Raw genomic sequence first — 15,490 nt, 5'->3', positions numbered from 1 at the left:
GGGTTCGCGCCATGCCGAACTTGAACGATATCATGGAGATGATGGACGCCCTGGAGACGAAGGCCATCATCACGATCCCCACGTTCTGCGTGGCTGTGCGCAACCGCCACTCCTCCTGCCGCAAATGCGTCGACGCGTGTTTGGCCGACGCCATCACCATCGAGAAGAACGAGCTGAACATCGACGCTGGGGCGTGCGTGGCCTGCGGGGCCTGCGTGGCGGTGTGCCCTACCTCGGCGTTGGTTCCCATGGATCCGATGCCCGACGACTTGGCCGGCGCTGTGGCCGAGACGACCAACGCGGCTGATGGCCTGACGGTCATCGCCTGCGCTCGCAAAGCGGCCCGCAACGTGGGCGACCCCGACAAGTACGCGGTGGTGCCCTGCCTTGCTCGCATGGAGGAAGAGCTGCTGGTGGAACTGGTGGCCCGCGGTATTCCCGAGATCTGCCTGGTGGACGGTGACTGCCGCACCTGCAAGTACCGGGGCGCGGTGCCCGCCATCGACGATACCGTGGAATCGACCCGCACCCTCATCGAGGCCATGGGGTCGGACGCGCAGATCACGCGCACCTCGGAGTTCCCGGCTTCGGTGCAGGTGGAGGACATGCGAAAGGCCGTCGGCGCCGCCCGGCGCGAGTTCTTCACTTCCTCGGGCCACTACGCCAAGGACGTGGCGAAGTCGGCGGCCGAGAAGGTCGTGAACGACAAGCTGACGCAGCTTCATTTGCAGAAGCAGGAGCAGTCGCTGCGGGAGAAGCTGGGCGTGAAGAACGGTGCGGGCAAGATGCCCACCATCGAGGCCGAGCGCAACATCGCCATTCTGGATGCCATGAGCCGCATCGGCGATCCGGACGAGCCGGTCGTCGACGAGATGTTCACGCGCATCTTCGGCGACATCGCCATCGATGTCGAGAAATGCTCCGGCTGCGGTATGTGCGTCATGTTCTGTCCCACCGACGCGCTGCGCAAGGCGGTGGATCGGCACCCGGACGAGGGTAAGGCGTACTTGGAGTTCCAGGTTTCCGACTGCGTCCAGTGCAATTTGTGCGCCGACGCCTGTCTGAAGAAGTGCATCGAGATCGTGCCTGTCGTCTCCATGAAGGAGCTGTTCGATTTCGAGCCGCGTCTCGTGGAGATCTCCGCCGCTAAGAAGGGCAACAAGCTGTTCAACCGGAACAAGTAGGTTCCTTGGGCGAACCTGTGGCTTTCGCCCCTTTTTATTGCATTGGTCTGTGCTATACTAGCCAACGCTCTAGTGCTTTAGCACAGTAAAGAAGTAAAGTGGGGAAGACGAGAGACTTCCCTGGCGTACCTTTTTAGGGAGGACCGAATGAAGAAACTGACGAAGATCGCCGCTGCGGCTGCGGCTCTGTGCCTGGGGGCCGCGCTTCTGGCCGGCTGCTCGGGCTCGAACGATGCGGCAAGCAACGCGGCTGACAACGGCGCTGCCGCTAACCCCGATGCCACGACGCTCATCGTGGGCCTGGACAACGCTTACCCGCCCTATGGCTTCATCGGCGACGATGGCAACCTGACCGGCTTCGACATTGATCTGGCCACCGAGGTGGCCGCGCGCAATGGTTGGAATCTCGAGCTTGAAGCCATCGACTGGGATGCTAAGGACGCGCTGCTGAACCAGGGTACCATCAACTGCATCTGGAACGGCTTTACCATGGAGGGCCGTGAGGCCGACTACGCGTTCTCGAAGCCCTACATGCACAACGAGCAGGTCGTTGTCGTGAAGAAGGACTCGGGAATCAACTCTCTGGATGATCTGGCCGACAAGAACGTTATGACCCAGGTCGATTCCGCCGCCCTTGACGTGCTGGAGGGCGACCAGAAGGATCTGGCCGACACCTTCGCCGGCGGCAAGACCCAGACCATCGGCGACTACAACAACGCCTTCATGCAGCTGGAGTCCGGTGCGGTGGATGCCGTGGCCTGCGACCTGTCCATCGCCGACTACCAGATGGCTGCCAAGCCCGACATGTTCGTGAAGCTTGAGCCGCTGTCCACCGAGAACTACGCCGTGGGCTTCGCCAAGGACGGCGATACGGCCATGATCGATGCGGTGAACAAGACGCTGAAGGAGATGTACGACGACGGCACCATCGCCAAGCTGTGCGAGAAGTGGGGCGAGTACGGTATCTCCATCGACAACTGGGTGCTGGTAGATTAATTAACAACCTCGCTGACTTCCTTGGGCGCATCCCGGAGTCAGGGAGAATTTAATTAAAAGGGAGGGCGAGGCTCTTGGGGCCTTGCCCTTCTTGTGGGTTTAAGAGCGACGATGAGAGGACGTGGAGATGGAATTCTCGGTCATGATGGGGATTCTCATGGAAGGTTTCGCCCTGACGGCGGAGATCTTCCTCATCACGCTGGTGGGCTCGCTGCCTTTGGGCGTGGTGGTCGCTCTGGCGCGCATGAGCAAGTTTAAGCCGCTGGCGTGGCTGGCGCAGCTTTACATCTCCATCCTGCGCGGCACGCCGCTTATGCTGCAGCTCATGGCCATCATGTTCGGGCCTTACTACATCTTCGGCCTGAACATGGGCAGTGATTGGAAGTTCTGGGCCTGCGCTATCGGCTTCATCCTGAATTACGCCGCCTACTTCGCTGAAATCTATCGTTCGGGCATCCAGTCTATTCCGCGTGGTCAGTACGAGGCGGCCGAGGTACTGGGCTACACCAAAGCCCAGACCTTCATGAAGATTGTGCTTCCCCAGGTCATCAAGCGTATTCTGCCGGCTATGGGCAACGAGGTCATCACGCTGGTGAAAGACACGTCGCTCGCGTTCGTGCTCGGCATCATGGAGATGTTCTCCGCTGCGAAGGCCCTGGCCGCCAGCGAGGTGTCCATGGTTCCCTACGCCATCGCGGCTCTCATCTACTGGGTGTTCTGCCTGCTCATCGAATTCATCCTGAACCGTGTCGAGAAGCGTCTCGATTATTACCACGACTAGGAGGCGTTTCATGGAAAGCAAAGCGGTCGTAAGCCTCACCAACGGTAAGAAGGCGTTTGGGAACAACGAGGTTCTGAAGGACATTTCGCTGACGGTGAATGCCGGCGATGTGCTGGCCATCATCGGGCCCTCGGGCGGCGGCAAGTCGACGCTTCTGCGTTGCATGACGCTGTTAGAAACCCTTGATTCGGGCGATCTTTCCTACGGCGATCTCACGGTGTGCGCCAACGATGCCGCGGGGCGCGCTGTGTACGGGGGCAAGGACGTCATCGCCGCCGCAAAGACTCGTTTCGGGCTCGTGTTCCAGAATTTCAACCTGTTCCCGCACTACACCGTGCTGCAGAACGTCACCGATGCGCTCATCTGCGTGCAGAAGATGCCGAAGGACGAGGCCCTCGCTCGCGGTCGCGAGCTTCTGGCCCGCATGGGCCTGGCGGACAAGGAATCGATGGTGCCGTGCGACCTATCCGGCGGTCAGCAGCAGCGTGTGGCCATCGCCCGGGCCATGGCCATGAACCCGGACGTGCTGTTCTTCGACGAGCCCACGAGCGCGTTGGATCCGGAGTTGACCCGCGAGGTGCTGAAGGTCATCCGCGATCTGGCGGCCGAGCACATGACCATGGTCATCGTCACCCATGAGATGGGCTTCGCCCGCGATGTGGCCGATCACCTCATCTTCATGGACGGCGGTGTCATCGTGGAGCAGGGGCCGGCTAGCGAGGTCATCAACAACCCCCAGCACGATCGCACCCGCGCGTTTCTGGCGAATTACGATCGCGACTAGGCGCTCGCTTGCGTTCTCGCATCGCCTCGAGGGTGGCTCGAAGACGGCTCGAAAGCGGCTCGGCGGCGGCCGGCGCGGGGTGCGGTGGCCCATGCACGGTCGGCGTGCGTCGTTGCATCTCCGCAGCGGCTGGTGCGCGTACACCGATTGGTGTATCTCTGTGACGCAAGCGTGACGAAGGGTTGCCATAACGGTTGAGAAGTTCTAGGGCGTGCTAAGGTTTGGCGCACATAAGGACAACCTCACTCGAAGGAGCCTTCCATGACTGATTCCAATACCACTCCTGTGCCCTCGGGCGATTCCGCCTCGGGAGGCCAGAACCCTGCCTCGCAGCAGCCTGTGCCGCTGCAGCCGACCCAGCCTGCGCCCTACAGTTCCCAGGGCACCCAGCCTTACGGTGGTCAGCAAGCTTATGCGGGCCAGGCAGGCTATGGCGCTCAGCAGTCCTACGGCTATGGAGCCCAGCAGACTTCCGGCTCCGCGCAGCATTCCGCCGCCCAGCCTTACGGCCAACAAACCTACGAGGCCGAGCCCGTGTCGATGCATGCCCAGCATGCGGCTCCCAAGGGCAACGGCGGTAAGACCTTCCTTATCGCCTTCGCCGGCGCGCTCGTGGCCTGCGTGCTCGCCTTCGGCGTCTGGGGCATTGTGGGCGCGATGATTCCGGACGGTTCTAACTCGGGTGCCTCAACAGTTGTCACCGATCCCTCCACCGGCGAGACGACGGTCATCGCGCCCAGCGAGGATCCGACGTTGGCCGAGGCCGTGTCCGCGAAGTGCTTGCCCTCTGTGGCCGCCATCACGGTGTACGCCGAGGCTTCTCAGAATGACGCGATGAGCCAGTACTTCGGCTACCAGTACGGTGGCCAGGGCGACGGGTCGGGCGATCTGGTGGCCTATTCCCAGGGATCTGGCGTCGTGCTGACCGAGGATGGCTACATCATCACCAACAACCATGTGGTGGAAGGCGGCAGCGCCTACGAGGTCATGGTCGCCGGAGAGACCTACGAGGCCGATCTCGTGGGCACCGATCCCTCCTCCGATGTGGCCGTGCTGAAGGCCAAGGACGCCAGCGGTCTTACGGTTATGGAGCTTGGCGACTCCGACAACCTGACCATCGGCGAGTGGGTTATGACGTTGGGCAGCCCCTTCGGCTTGGAGCAGTCGGTGGCCACGGGCATCGTATCTGCCACGAGCCGCTCCCAGATTATGGACGCCCAGGAATCGATGCAGTCCGGCGGCACGGGGGAGATTACCATTTACCCGAACATGATCCAGACCGACGCGGCCATCAACCCCGGCAACTCCGGCGGCGCGCTCGTGGATGACGAGGGCAAGCTCATCGGCATCAACACGCTGATCACCTCGTACTCCGGCAACTACTCCGGCGTCGGCTTCGCCATTCCCGTGAACTACGCCATCAACTTGGCCCAGCAGATCATCGCCGGTGAGACGCCGACCCACGCCCAGCTCGGCGTGAGCCTCTCCACGGTGAGCGCGGCGACGGCGTCTCGCTACGGGCTGCCCGTCGACACCGGCGCCTACGTGGCCGCCGTCACCCCCGACTCCGGTGCGGCTGCGGCGGGCATCGTGCCTGGCGACATCGTCACTGCCTTCGATGGACAGGCGGTTGAGTCGGCTTCCGACCTCATGCTGGACGTGCGTACCAAGAACCCCGGCGACACCGTCACCCTCACGGTGAACAGCGGTGGCCAGGAGAAAGAGGTGCAGGTGACCCTGGGCGACGACTCCGCCAGCCAAAAGGCCAAGCAGGAGCAGCAGAGCCAGGAGCAGTCGATGAACGGCTACAGCCTGGAAGACCTCTTCGGCGGCCGCCAGCGCTAACCGGCGTGACGCGTGGGCGTGTGCCGCTCACTGCGTCCACGTCACAGCTCGATCAATCTCGGCCCCTCCTCGGAGGGGCCATTTTAATGGCTAATAATCCTGGCGCACCATGGGAAATATAGCGCCATCTGCTAAGATGCGCCGCAAATCATGTCATATTCGGCATTCGAGGTCTTGCGTCTGCCGCATACTAACTGCACTATCCCATGATGCGCAGAGGAGCGTGCAGTGAGGTTCGGCCCTAACGTAGTGGAGCACGCTCCCTTTTCCATCCCCATGATCGGCAACACCGCGACTGGCTATGTTATCGGCCTGACTCCCGAAGGCGCCGCCGTGTGCCACCGCATGTTCGCCGAGGACGTGCCCGAGGCAGAGGTCGCTGCGGTGAATGCGGATTTGCCCGCCCATTTGCGCCGTGGCGGCTTTGTCGTGGAAGATGTGGAGGCCGACGACGTAACATTGGGGAAAGGCGTGGAAGGCGTCGAACGTGCGGAAGGCGTCGGGGCTGGGAATGCCGCTGCGGCTGCATCCGCGCCGTCCGCGTCCGCTGTGCCCGCGCCGCTGCAGTCGGCGTACCTGCATGTCACCCACCATTGCAACTTGAACTGCATCGGCTGCTACTCGGCGGTGGACGCCCGCAACGCCCGGCGCGACCTGACGCTGGACGAGTTGCGGGGCATCATCGACGCCTTGGCCGATGCCGGCTGTCAGCACCTGGTCATCTCCGGTGGCGAGCCCTTCCTGCGCGACGATTTGCCCGCCATTGTCGCCTACGCGCGCGAACGCGGCATCGACTCGGTGGACGTGCTCACCAACGGCACGGCCGTCACGCCGGAGAAGCTCGCCGACATCGCGCCCTACGTGGGTCGCGTTTCGGTGTCCTTCGACGGGCCCAATGCCGAAGCGGCGCCCGTCATCCGCCGCGAGCCGCTGTTCGACCGCTTGGTAGCGGCGGTGAAGATGATTCGCGAGGCGGGCATTCAGCCCCACATCATTCCGACGGCCCACGGCGGCAACATCGATGCCCTGGGTGAGTACGTGGCTTTGGCCGACTCGCTGGGGGCCACCATGAACTTCAGCCTGCTGTCCGCACCCGTGGAAAACGAGGATCTGTCAGCGGTTCTTCCTGACGATGCGGCACTCGAGCGTTTGGCGCAGGCAACGCTGGCCCTGTCGCGCGACGGGGTGCCCGTGTTGTCCGACACGCCGGTGAGCACGCGCTTGACGACGACGTGCGGCTGCGGGGCGGGATGCACCATGGTAAGCGTATCGGCCGATGGTGAGGTATTCCCGTGCCACATGATGCACGATGAGGCGTTTAGCTTGGGATCGCTTTTGGAAGACTCCGGCTGCTTGGCCGCGCGCCATGCCCCTGCGCCCCGCGTGGCCGAGCTGGGCGCCTGCGCCGACTGCGACATCCGCTATCTGTGCGGGGGTGGTTGCCGCGCTCGCGCCTATTTCGCCACGGGCGACGTCGAGGCCCGCGATCCCTATTGTTCCCTCGTGCGGACGTTCTACCGTCTGCTTTTTGAGGCCATGCTAGCCCGCAACTAAAGAAAGGAGGTGGAGTATGCTGTTCTATAGCGATATCGAGCCGCAGAGCGTTTGCTATTTCATTGGACCTCCGGGCACTGTTTGTCTCAAAATTGGTCTGTAAAGACGTACGAAGATGCGGCAATTGGCAGCAATGCGCCGGTTGCCGCGTCATCTGAAGAATGGGGAATTGTGAAAGAATCTAGTGATTTTGGCTTAATAATGGCGCTAAGAAAGTTGAAAAGAACATGCAAGGCGCTGAAGCTATGTTTTCTGGTCGCAACAATTGTTCTTTCGATATTCTGGATCGTGGTTGTGGCAACGTTGCTCATGGGGTGGTTGAATGGCGGTGCTGGTGCGATAAATGCTGTGCTGTATGCAGTATTGTATGGCGCTTTCGTCGTTCTTATATTGTGGAATTTGACCAAATTGTTTGACGGCGTAGGTAGAGAAGATGCGCCGTTTTCGAGTTCTCAAGCTGACCGTTTGCAGACAATTGCAGTTATTGCTTTGGCGGTTGTCATTCTTGATTTCCTGATTTCAATAGGTTTCATTTTTGAACCAGCGCCAGAAATTGGCTTCGGCATGGTCGCAAACAATGGAGTTGCTGAGCCAACTCTGAATATCAACATCGGTATGCTAGCCTTTTCTGCTATTATGTACTCACTTTCGGCAATATTTCGATATGCTGCGCTGCTACAGCAACTCAGCGACGAAACCGTGTAAGGGAGCTGCTATGCCTATTATTCCTCGTCTTGACCGAGTGATGGCGGATTGCAAGATGTCCGTCAACGAGCTTTCCCAGCGCATCGACATCTCGCCGGTGAACATTTCGCGCATGCGTCGCGGTCACATCAAGGCCGTGCGTTTCTCCACCATGGAGCGCATTTGCGAAGTGCTCCAGTGCCAGCCGGGCGACCTGTTCGAGTACGTTTCCCCTGAGCCGGGCACCGATGAGGCCGTCGAGCTGGACGCCATCATCAACCGCCCCATCGAGGAGCCGGCCCGCAAGCCCATCGGCGCCGTCTCCCGCATCCCTGTGAACGTGGCCAACTAGTCTTTGCCACAACCCGCACCTCACAGGACGCCTCACCGGGCGTCCTTTTTCATGCCCGCGAAACACCCCCGAAAAGTGCTCCCCGAGAGCTGCACCCCCGAGAAACACATTTTCAGGAAACGCGCCTGTGCTCCGACGCCCCTTTTTGCAGCATCGAGGAGGTTCCGTAGAGGCAGAAGGATCGACCTCGTCAGATGAAGGACGTCTTTCTGGCAAGTTTTCCAAGCTTTTCGACATGGCCTGTTTGCAGTGGATCAACTGATGACATTCAAGCTGTCTAGATCTCGCCGAAGATTGCTGGGAACGTCATCGGGAGCAACACGGCGGGCACGATTCGGGCCGGCGAGCGTCTCGACAGGACTGTCGATCTTGTGCTGAAGAGGAAGGACATCTGGGACGAGATCCAGATGTCCCAGGCGACGAGGAAGGCTCGGGATCTGTCGAGAGCGGACACAGTGAAGACGACCGTGGGGAAGAGGAATGGGTCGGCAGCCGATGCTTTCAAGAAGGAATACGGGAAAGACTCGGTGCCTGCTGGTTACGATGTCGATCATGTAATAGATCTTCAGCTGGGAAGCGCCGACCATGTGAGCAACATGCGCCCCCTCGACGCCAGCGTCAACCGGAGCATGGGAGCTCAGATACGCTATCCGATAAAGGATCTTCCAGAAGGCACCAAATCGGCAACGTGATATTCGAGTGAAAGGAAGCGAGATGTTCGACTTGTTCAAGAGGAGGAAGGGCCGCGGGGCCCGGCGGAGGGCGACCCCTCGATGTTCGCGGAGTTTCTGGAGTACTTCGGGGAGGCCCCGGTCCTCGAGGACGGGGCGGCCGATCCCTACGACGCGTTCATCGACGGCCTGGGCGGCCGGTCGTTCGGCGATGGAGTGTTCAGGGTGTTCGAGCGCAGTGATCTCGAGAGATGGCATCGGGTGGTGTCCGGATGCTTCACGAAGCTTCGCGGTGAGTTTAATCTGATCGGATACGATTGGATGGGGCGGTGCTTTGCGGTTGATCAACGGGACGGCGATGGGAAGGAGCTCGTGGTTCTCCTGGAAATCGCAACTCTCGATATGTACTATATCGGGAAAGACGTGGCAGTCTTCCTGAACGAGGTTATGCCGAATCAGAGCGAGGCGTGTCTTGGGGTCGGGAGGTATCGGGAGTGGCTGGAGGGGCATGCGCCCGTGGGATGCATGGAATGCGGCGGCTACAGGATCCCTCTCTTCCTCGGCGGGGAGGACTCCCTGGAGAACATGGAGGTCTCCGACATGGAGGTGTACTGGGATATGACTGACCAGCTGTGGGAGGCCGTGAAGGACCTGCCCGAGGGCACCAAGATAGGCAACATCAGCTTCGAGTAGGGCGAGCCCCCCCCAAACCGGAATGAGGCCTTTGAACGGCGATCTGAGCGAGGTGCTCGATGATTTGGGTCTCCGCTACTTCGAGGGAAATGCCAATTCGCTTCGTGCGGGGCAGGCCTTTATGAAAGCCGGCGCTTGAACCTCACGCTGCTGACGTTGTGCGCGATGGTCAAGTACCCATGGGGCGTTCGCGAGGCCGTCTTTATCTCCGCATCCTGTTCGCCAAGGATGGTAGAGGAAGGCGACGGGGGAAGGGCATGGCCGCGGTCGAGATCGTCCCCTGCGTGAGGCTCGGTCCCATTGTCTTCGGCGAGAAATCATATGAAATGGATGCGAATGCGGAGCTGTCGGAAGGCCCTATTGTGACGAAAGGTCGATAGCCGAGGTCGGCGAGGGGCGGGCGGGGACTCCGATGCGACTCTGCTGCGGCACAAGTGCGGTCGGCGCGGGGAACTGATCGGGGCATTCCCGCGTCATTTCCGCGGTCGCGCTGTCGTAGGCTTGGGGAATCGTGATGTCCGATGAGAGGATTCCGCCATGCCGAAGAGATTTCTGAAGTTCTCCGATCGATGGATGTTCAACCGCGTGCTGTGCGAGGAGGAGGTGTGCCGCAAGGTCCTGCGCGCCGCGCTGGGGATAGAGGTGGGCGAGATAGCCTACCTGAACGCCGAGCAGGCGAAGGAGCCGGCGGCGGCGAGCCGCGGCGTCCGCATGGACGTGTTCGCACGGGAGGGAAGCCGCGTGTTCGACATCGAGATGCAGGTCTCCCCCGAGGGCCGGATAGGGCGACGGATGCGCTACTACCAGGCAGCGATCGACGCGACGGAGCTGGGCCCCGGGGAAGATTACGGGCTGCTCCCGGAGAGCTTCGTCGTGTTCTTCTGCGCGACCGACCCCTTCAGGGCGGGCAAGGCTATCTATTCGATCGAGCGAACCTGTCTGGAGCTTCCCGGGCTGGTCGCGGGGGACGACTCGCACTGGCGCGTGTTCAACGCATCGGCTGCCGAGGATGTCGCCGACCCCGACCTGCGCGATTTGCTACACTACGTGGCGACGGGGCGGCCCGAGGGCGCGCTGTCCCGAGAGATAGACTCCCTCGTGGAGGAATACAACCGTGACCGGGAGTGGGTGACCAAGGTGCTGACCTACGAGCAGGATACCGAGATGCGCTGCCGCCGGGCAGAGGCCAGGGGCATCGAGCAGGGCATGGAGCAGGGCATGGAGCAGGGCATGGACAGGCTGGGAACTCTCGTCGGCCTCCTTCTGGACGCGGGGCGTCTCGACGATGCCAGACGGGTTTCCGAGGATGCTGCCTATCGCGATGAAATGCTCGCGGAGTTCGGGCTGAAAGCGAGCGAGTAGACAACGGGAAAAGCGTCGCGGAGAGTTGCCCTCCGCTGCGAATGCTATCGGCCTGGTATGAAACTATCACCTTAAAATTATTGAAAACGTGCTACTATGTTAAATAAATCATGAGGCATCCGCACCGCTATGGAAGAGCTGCAGCTGTGCAGGTGCCTGAAGGAGCACGCAGGAGCGCTTTCTGGGCGGATGGGAGCATGCTATGCCTATTGTGTCGAAGTTGAAGGTGGTCATGGCCGACCGCGACATCAGCGTCAACGAGCTGTCGGAGAAGGTGGGGCGTTCGGCGGTGAACCTCTCCCACTTGCGCTGCAATCACTCAAAAGGTATTCGAATCTCGCTGCTGGAGGATTTGTGTCGCGAGCTGCACTGCCAACCGGGCGATTTACTCGTGTACGAGCCGCCCGCTCGCGAGGAGCAGGACTGACCGAGCCGGCGGGTGTCGCCGAGGCGTCTTTCGTCATCTTTCCTTTAAAAAGACACGGGAAAGATGCTTAAGAGCTTGCACGAGCCTTTCGCTCGCTCGCTCGATTGATGGGGGGGGGCGAGAGGAAGTTCTTCACCTTAGAAGTTGATGAGGGCGCCCAAGGGAACATCGAGGGCATCGGCGATTTCGATATATTTGGCGATGCCCGTGTTGTGCTTGCCGGCCTCGATGCGGGCGATGACGGCTTGGTCGGTGTGCACCATGAGGGCAAGCCTTTGCTGGGAAAGGTTCTGGGCAATGCGATGCGCCCTGATCTGCTGACCAAGCGAGTGAATGCGGGCTTGCACCTTTTCCTGTTCGTCGTTCATGGGGCCAAGAGTACGTTGATGACGAATCAGTCATAGGTCATATATGACATAACTAGGCAATTTCTGAAGAATGGGCGCACGGGAAGAGTGGCTGCCTGGCGTCTGCGCGATATGCGTTTCTGCCCGCAGTGGTCTGCACGACGGTTTGCGGTTCAGCGGGAGAGGGTTCGGGTAAGCCCCTATGCTCGCGCCTCAGCACTGAGCTAATTCTTTGATCTTGGAAGGCTGACGCTGCGTTGGCGAGGGACTTCGGGTAATATGTATCCGTTTACAAGATCCTGCCGACGAAGGGATGTACTCGATGGCGAACGAATACAAGTACGATCGCGTGCTGCTCAAGCTATCTGGCGAGGCGCTCGCCGGCGATCAGGGGTACGGCATTGACCCGCGAGTGGTCGATGACCTTGCCGAGGAGATCGCCGAGATCGTTCACGATGGCGTGCAGCTGGCTGTGGTTGTCGGCGGGGGCAACATCTTCCGCGGCCTGGCCGGATCGGCCGAGGGCATGGATCGCTCCCAGGCCGATTACATCGGCATGCTGGCCACGGTGATGAATGCGCTCGCTCTGCAGGACGCCTTCGAGCGCCACGGCATCTTCTCCCGCGTGCAGAGCGCCATCAATATGCAGGAAGTGTCCGAGCCCTACATTCGCCGCCGAGCGATCCGCCATTTGGAGAAGGGGCGCGTCGTCATTTTGGCGGCCGGCACGGGCAATCCCTATTTCACGACCGATACGACGGCGGCCCTGCGCGCCTGCGAGCTGGACGTCGATTGCGTCATGAAGGCCACGAAGGTCGATGGCGTCTACGATGCCGACCCGATGAAGAATCCCGACGCGCACCGGTTCGACCATATCAGCTATATGGAGGTGCTGAGCCAGGGGCTGCATGTCATGGATGCCACGGCCACCTCGCTTTGCATGGACAACGACGTGCCCATGATCGTTTTCGATCTCACCAAGCCGGGCAACATCAAGGCCGCTCTGCAGGGCGAGCCGGTGGGCACGGTGGTCGAGTAGGCGCCTGGGGCGCAGGCCGCGCTGGAGCCGCTTGTCGGCGCGACAGCGAGGACGAGCGTATGCCGCGGGTCGCGAGGCTCGTGGCGGATTCTAGAAGGATTTCAGGGGGAGGAGCCCCTGAGTGATTAGGGAGGAAACCCTCATGGCAGATATCGACGAGATTCTGATGAGCGCGGAAGAGCGCATGGAAAAGGCCATCACGGCGCTGAAGGAGAACTTCATGGGCGTGCGCACGGGCCGCGCCAACGCCATGGTGCTCGATCGCATCAAGGTGGACTACTACGGCGTGCCCACGCCGGTGAACCAGATGGCTGGCGTGAAGACGCCCGAGGCCCATCTGCTGGTCATCGAACCTTGGGACAAGGGCATGCTGCGTGCCATTGAGCACGCCATCCTCGAGAGCGATTTGGGCGTGACCCCGAACAACGACGGCTCGGTCATTCGCCTGCCGTTCCCGAGCCTGACCGAGGAGCGCCGCCGCGATCTGGTGAAGCAGTGCAAGACCTACGCCGAGGAAGCGCGCGTGGCCGTGCGCAATGCGCGCCGCGACGCGAACACCGCGATCGAGAAGGCCGTGAAGAACGACAACCTTCCCGAAGACGAATCGAAGCGGGCCGAGGCCGAGATCCAGAAGATGACTGATCGGTTCGTTGCCGAGGTCGACGAGGTTCTGAAGAAGAAGGAAGCCGAGGTCATGGAGATCTAGGGGGTTCACTGGCTTCACGAACGACCGGTGGGTAGGGATGAATAAGGATTTAGATTACATATTTCCGGATCCGCCCGAGGGGGTTGATCCTCGGGCGCTTGATCCGGAGAGGATTCCCGAGTCGGTGGCCATCATCATGGATGGCAACGGGCGCTGGGCCAAGAAGCGCGCGCTGAATCGCCTGAAGGGCCATAAGGCCGGCATCGAGGCGGTGCGAGAGGCCATTCGCTGCGCGTCGGATCTTGGGGTGCGCTATCTGACCATCTACTCGTTTTCCACGGAGAACTGGAAGCGGCCCGAAGATGAGGTCGTGGGGCTGATGGATCTGTTCGCCAAGACCATGCTCGCCGAAGTGGACGGCCTTCATGAAGAGGGCGTGCGCGTGCGAACGATCGGCGATCTCTCGGCGCTTCCCGCAGAGACGCGCGAGGCTTTCGATGAGGCTTGGGAGAAGACGCGCGACAACGACGGTATGACGCTGGTGGTGGCCGTGAACTACGGTGGCCGTCAGGAAATACTGCGCGCTTGCCGGGGCTGCATGCGCGAGGCGGTGCTTTTGGGCGAAGAGACCGGGGAAGTGATAGAGCCTACCGAGGAGATGTTCGAGCGGGGGCTGTACACGTTCGGGATGCCCGACCCCGATCTGGTCATTCGCACTTCGGGCGAGATGCGCATCTCGAACTTCCTGCTGTGGCAGATCGCCTATTCCGAATTCGTGGTCACCGATGTGCTGTGGCCCGACTTCAACCGCTACACCTTCCTGGAGTGCCTGCTCGAGTATCAGGGGCGGAACCGCCGTTTCGGGGGCGTGGCCTAAATGCGCGGGGGGATTTCCGACGAAGAGAAGAAGGATCGAGCCCGAGCGGCGCGCGAGCGATTGCGCCGAGGCGACCATGGTCGTCGCGTGCGTTCGGAAGAGCGCGGAAGTGTGTCGGCTGCCCGTGGGGCAGCGGCTTCTGATGGGAGGAGTGCATCTCCGGGCGAGGCGAGTGCGCCCCCGGAGGAGCGCACTCATTTGCTCGACCGGCTGCAGCCCGATGAGGAACGCGACTTGCCTCCCGTCGTCTGCGATGCGGAATCGGCCCCCGAAGGTCCTCCCTGGCACTACGACCTCTCCGACGAGGAGCGCGCCGCCCGCGAGGAGAAGCGCGAGACGCGCCAGGAGAAGCGCGATCGCCTGAAGCAGAAGGCGTTGGACAAGACGCCGGACAAGCTGCGCAATCCCTCCGATCTTCAAGTGCGTTTCCGTACCGGGGTAATTTACACGGCGGCGACGGTCATCTGCGTGCTGGCCGGCAACATCCCCATGGTGCTCATGCTGATGGTCGTCGCCGGCATTTGCGCCGGCGAGTTCTTCTACATGCTGCGCTCCGATGCGAAGCTGCCCAACGAGATGCTCGGCATCATCGCGGCCGTGCTCTACCCCTTAAGCGTGTACATTGCCGGTCTGGTGGGCGCGATGCTGGTGAGTTTGGCTCTTCTGCTGGCTCTCTTGGTGTGGTACGTGTTCTGGCTGCGGGCCCGCATCCCCGATGTGGGGGTGAGCTTCTTCGGCGCTGCCTACACGGGCCTTTTGCTGTGCGGACTGGTGATTATCCGTGTGTCGCTGCCGGCGCCGTGGGGCGGCGTCTGCGTGCTTCTGCTGTTCTTGTCGGTGTGGGCCAACGACGCCTTCGCCTATTTGGTGGGGAGCAAAATCGGCAGGCACAAACTGGCACCGCGCACGAGCCCGAAGAAGAGCTGGGAAGGGTTCATCGCCGGTCTGGTGGGGTCGGTGATATTTTGGTGCCTCATGACGCTGGTGCCCGGCATCACCATGGCCATTCCTCAGTCTATTGTCTTCGGCATCATTTCCGGCTGCATGGGCGTGCTGGGCGACTTGGCGGAGAGCCGCATCAAGCGAAACTCCGGGTTCAAGGACTCCGGCACCATTATGCCCGGCCACGGCGGCCTGCTCGATCGGAGCGACTCGCTGTTCCTCACCTCCATCACGGCAGCTATCCTTCTGATAGCCGGCGGTTGCATTCCCTATGCTCTTTTCTAGGCGATTCGTCTCGGTTCGCTC

17 protein-coding genes are annotated in these 15,490 nt (G+C 61.3%); 16 read left to right on the top strand and 1 reads right to left on the bottom strand.

The features are described from left to right. Positions 1-11 precede the first annotated feature (11 nt). The 12 genes from GO707_RS03720 to GO707_RS03665 all read left to right on the top strand — a co-directional run bounded on the left by GO707_RS03720 (position 12) and on the right by GO707_RS03665 (position 11,333). Positions 12-1,184: a 4Fe-4S binding protein gene (locus tag GO707_RS03720; protein WP_157012161.1), complete on the top strand. Its 1,173-nt coding sequence runs from the start codon at positions 12-14 to the stop codon at positions 1,182-1,184. Between the two features lie 147 nt (positions 1,185-1,331). Continuing rightward, positions 1,332-2,180, top strand: a complete 849-nt coding sequence (locus GO707_RS03715) for an amino acid ABC transporter substrate-binding protein (protein WP_157012159.1) — start codon at positions 1,332-1,334, stop codon at positions 2,178-2,180. A gap of 127 nt (positions 2,181-2,307) precedes the next feature. Then, positions 2,308-2,961 (top strand): amino acid ABC transporter permease, encoded by a 654-nt coding sequence (locus GO707_RS03710; protein WP_157012157.1) that lies wholly within the window; start codon positions 2,308-2,310, stop codon positions 2,959-2,961. Positions 2,962-2,971: 10 nt separating this feature from the next. Then, complete coding sequence (locus GO707_RS03705) at positions 2,972-3,745, top strand: amino acid ABC transporter ATP-binding protein (protein WP_157012155.1); 774 nt, start codon at positions 2,972-2,974, stop codon at positions 3,743-3,745. 261 nt (positions 3,746-4,006) lie between these two features. Next, complete coding sequence (locus GO707_RS03700) at positions 4,007-5,590, top strand: S1C family serine protease (RefSeq protein ID WP_232325571.1); 1,584 nt, start codon at positions 4,007-4,009, stop codon at positions 5,588-5,590. A 228-nt stretch (positions 5,591-5,818) separates the two neighbouring features. After that, on the top strand, positions 5,819-7,144 hold the full coding sequence (locus GO707_RS03695) for a radical SAM/SPASM domain-containing protein (protein ID WP_157012153.1): 1,326 nt from the start codon (positions 5,819-5,821) through the stop codon (positions 7,142-7,144). Between the two features lie 171 nt (positions 7,145-7,315). Next, a complete protein-coding gene (locus GO707_RS03690; protein ID WP_157012151.1) occupies positions 7,316-7,849 on the top strand; it encodes a DUF2975 domain-containing protein in 534 nt (177 codons plus the stop codon). 10 nt (positions 7,850-7,859) lie between these two features. Continuing rightward, positions 7,860-8,180, top strand: a complete 321-nt coding sequence (locus GO707_RS03685; protein ID WP_157012149.1) for a helix-turn-helix domain-containing protein — start codon at positions 7,860-7,862, stop codon at positions 8,178-8,180. Between the two features lie 371 nt (positions 8,181-8,551). Beyond that, positions 8,552-8,872 carry an HNH endonuclease signature motif containing protein gene (locus tag GO707_RS03680; protein ID WP_114538642.1) on the top strand — a complete coding sequence of 107 codons (321 nt, stop codon included), beginning with the start codon at positions 8,552-8,554 and terminating at the stop codon, positions 8,870-8,872. An 81-nt stretch (positions 8,873-8,953) separates the two neighbouring features. Then, positions 8,954-9,544, top strand: a complete 591-nt coding sequence (locus tag GO707_RS03675; protein WP_157012147.1) for a T6SS immunity protein Tdi1 domain-containing protein — start codon at positions 8,954-8,956, stop codon at positions 9,542-9,544. Between the two features lie 537 nt (positions 9,545-10,081). Then, positions 10,082-10,906, top strand: a complete 825-nt coding sequence (locus GO707_RS03670; protein WP_157012146.1) for an Rpn family recombination-promoting nuclease/putative transposase — start codon at positions 10,082-10,084, stop codon at positions 10,904-10,906. 202 nt (positions 10,907-11,108) lie between these two features. Beyond that, positions 11,109-11,333 (top strand): helix-turn-helix domain-containing protein, encoded by a 225-nt coding sequence (locus tag GO707_RS03665; protein WP_157012144.1) that lies wholly within the window; start codon positions 11,109-11,111, stop codon positions 11,331-11,333. Between the two features lie 137 nt (positions 11,334-11,470). Here GO707_RS03665 and GO707_RS03660 read toward each other — a convergent pair whose 3' ends face one another. Beyond that, positions 11,471-11,701, bottom strand: a complete 231-nt coding sequence (locus tag GO707_RS03660) for a helix-turn-helix domain-containing protein (RefSeq protein ID WP_114548229.1) — start codon at positions 11,699-11,701, stop codon at positions 11,471-11,473. Between the two features lie 301 nt (positions 11,702-12,002). On the opposite strand from GO707_RS03660, the gene pyrH reads away from it, so the two are divergent. The 4 genes from pyrH to GO707_RS03640 all read left to right on the top strand — a co-directional run bounded on the left by pyrH (position 12,003) and on the right by GO707_RS03640 (position 15,469). Beyond that, entirely contained in the window at positions 12,003-12,719 is a 717-nt protein-coding gene (gene pyrH / locus GO707_RS03655; RefSeq protein WP_114538647.1) for a UMP kinase, read from the top strand. Positions 12,720-12,861: 142 nt separating this feature from the next. Next, positions 12,862-13,425, top strand: a complete 564-nt coding sequence (gene frr, locus GO707_RS03650) for a ribosome recycling factor (RefSeq protein ID WP_114538648.1) — start codon at positions 12,862-12,864, stop codon at positions 13,423-13,425. 37 nt (positions 13,426-13,462) lie between these two features. After that, positions 13,463-14,242 (top strand): isoprenyl transferase, encoded by a 780-nt coding sequence (locus GO707_RS03645; protein ID WP_022738414.1) that lies wholly within the window; start codon positions 13,463-13,465, stop codon positions 14,240-14,242. A gap of 360 nt (positions 14,243-14,602) precedes the next feature. After that, a complete protein-coding gene (locus GO707_RS03640; protein ID WP_227069951.1) occupies positions 14,603-15,469 on the top strand; it encodes a phosphatidate cytidylyltransferase in 867 nt (288 codons plus the stop codon). The last annotated feature ends 21 nt before the right edge of the window (positions 15,470-15,490 follow it).

The sequence above is a fragment of the Adlercreutzia rubneri genome, assembly GCF_009755265.1.
Lineage (GTDB): Bacteria > Actinomycetota > Coriobacteriia > Coriobacteriales > Eggerthellaceae > Adlercreutzia > Adlercreutzia rubneri.
This window is presented reverse-complemented; position numbering and strand designations above follow the sequence as displayed.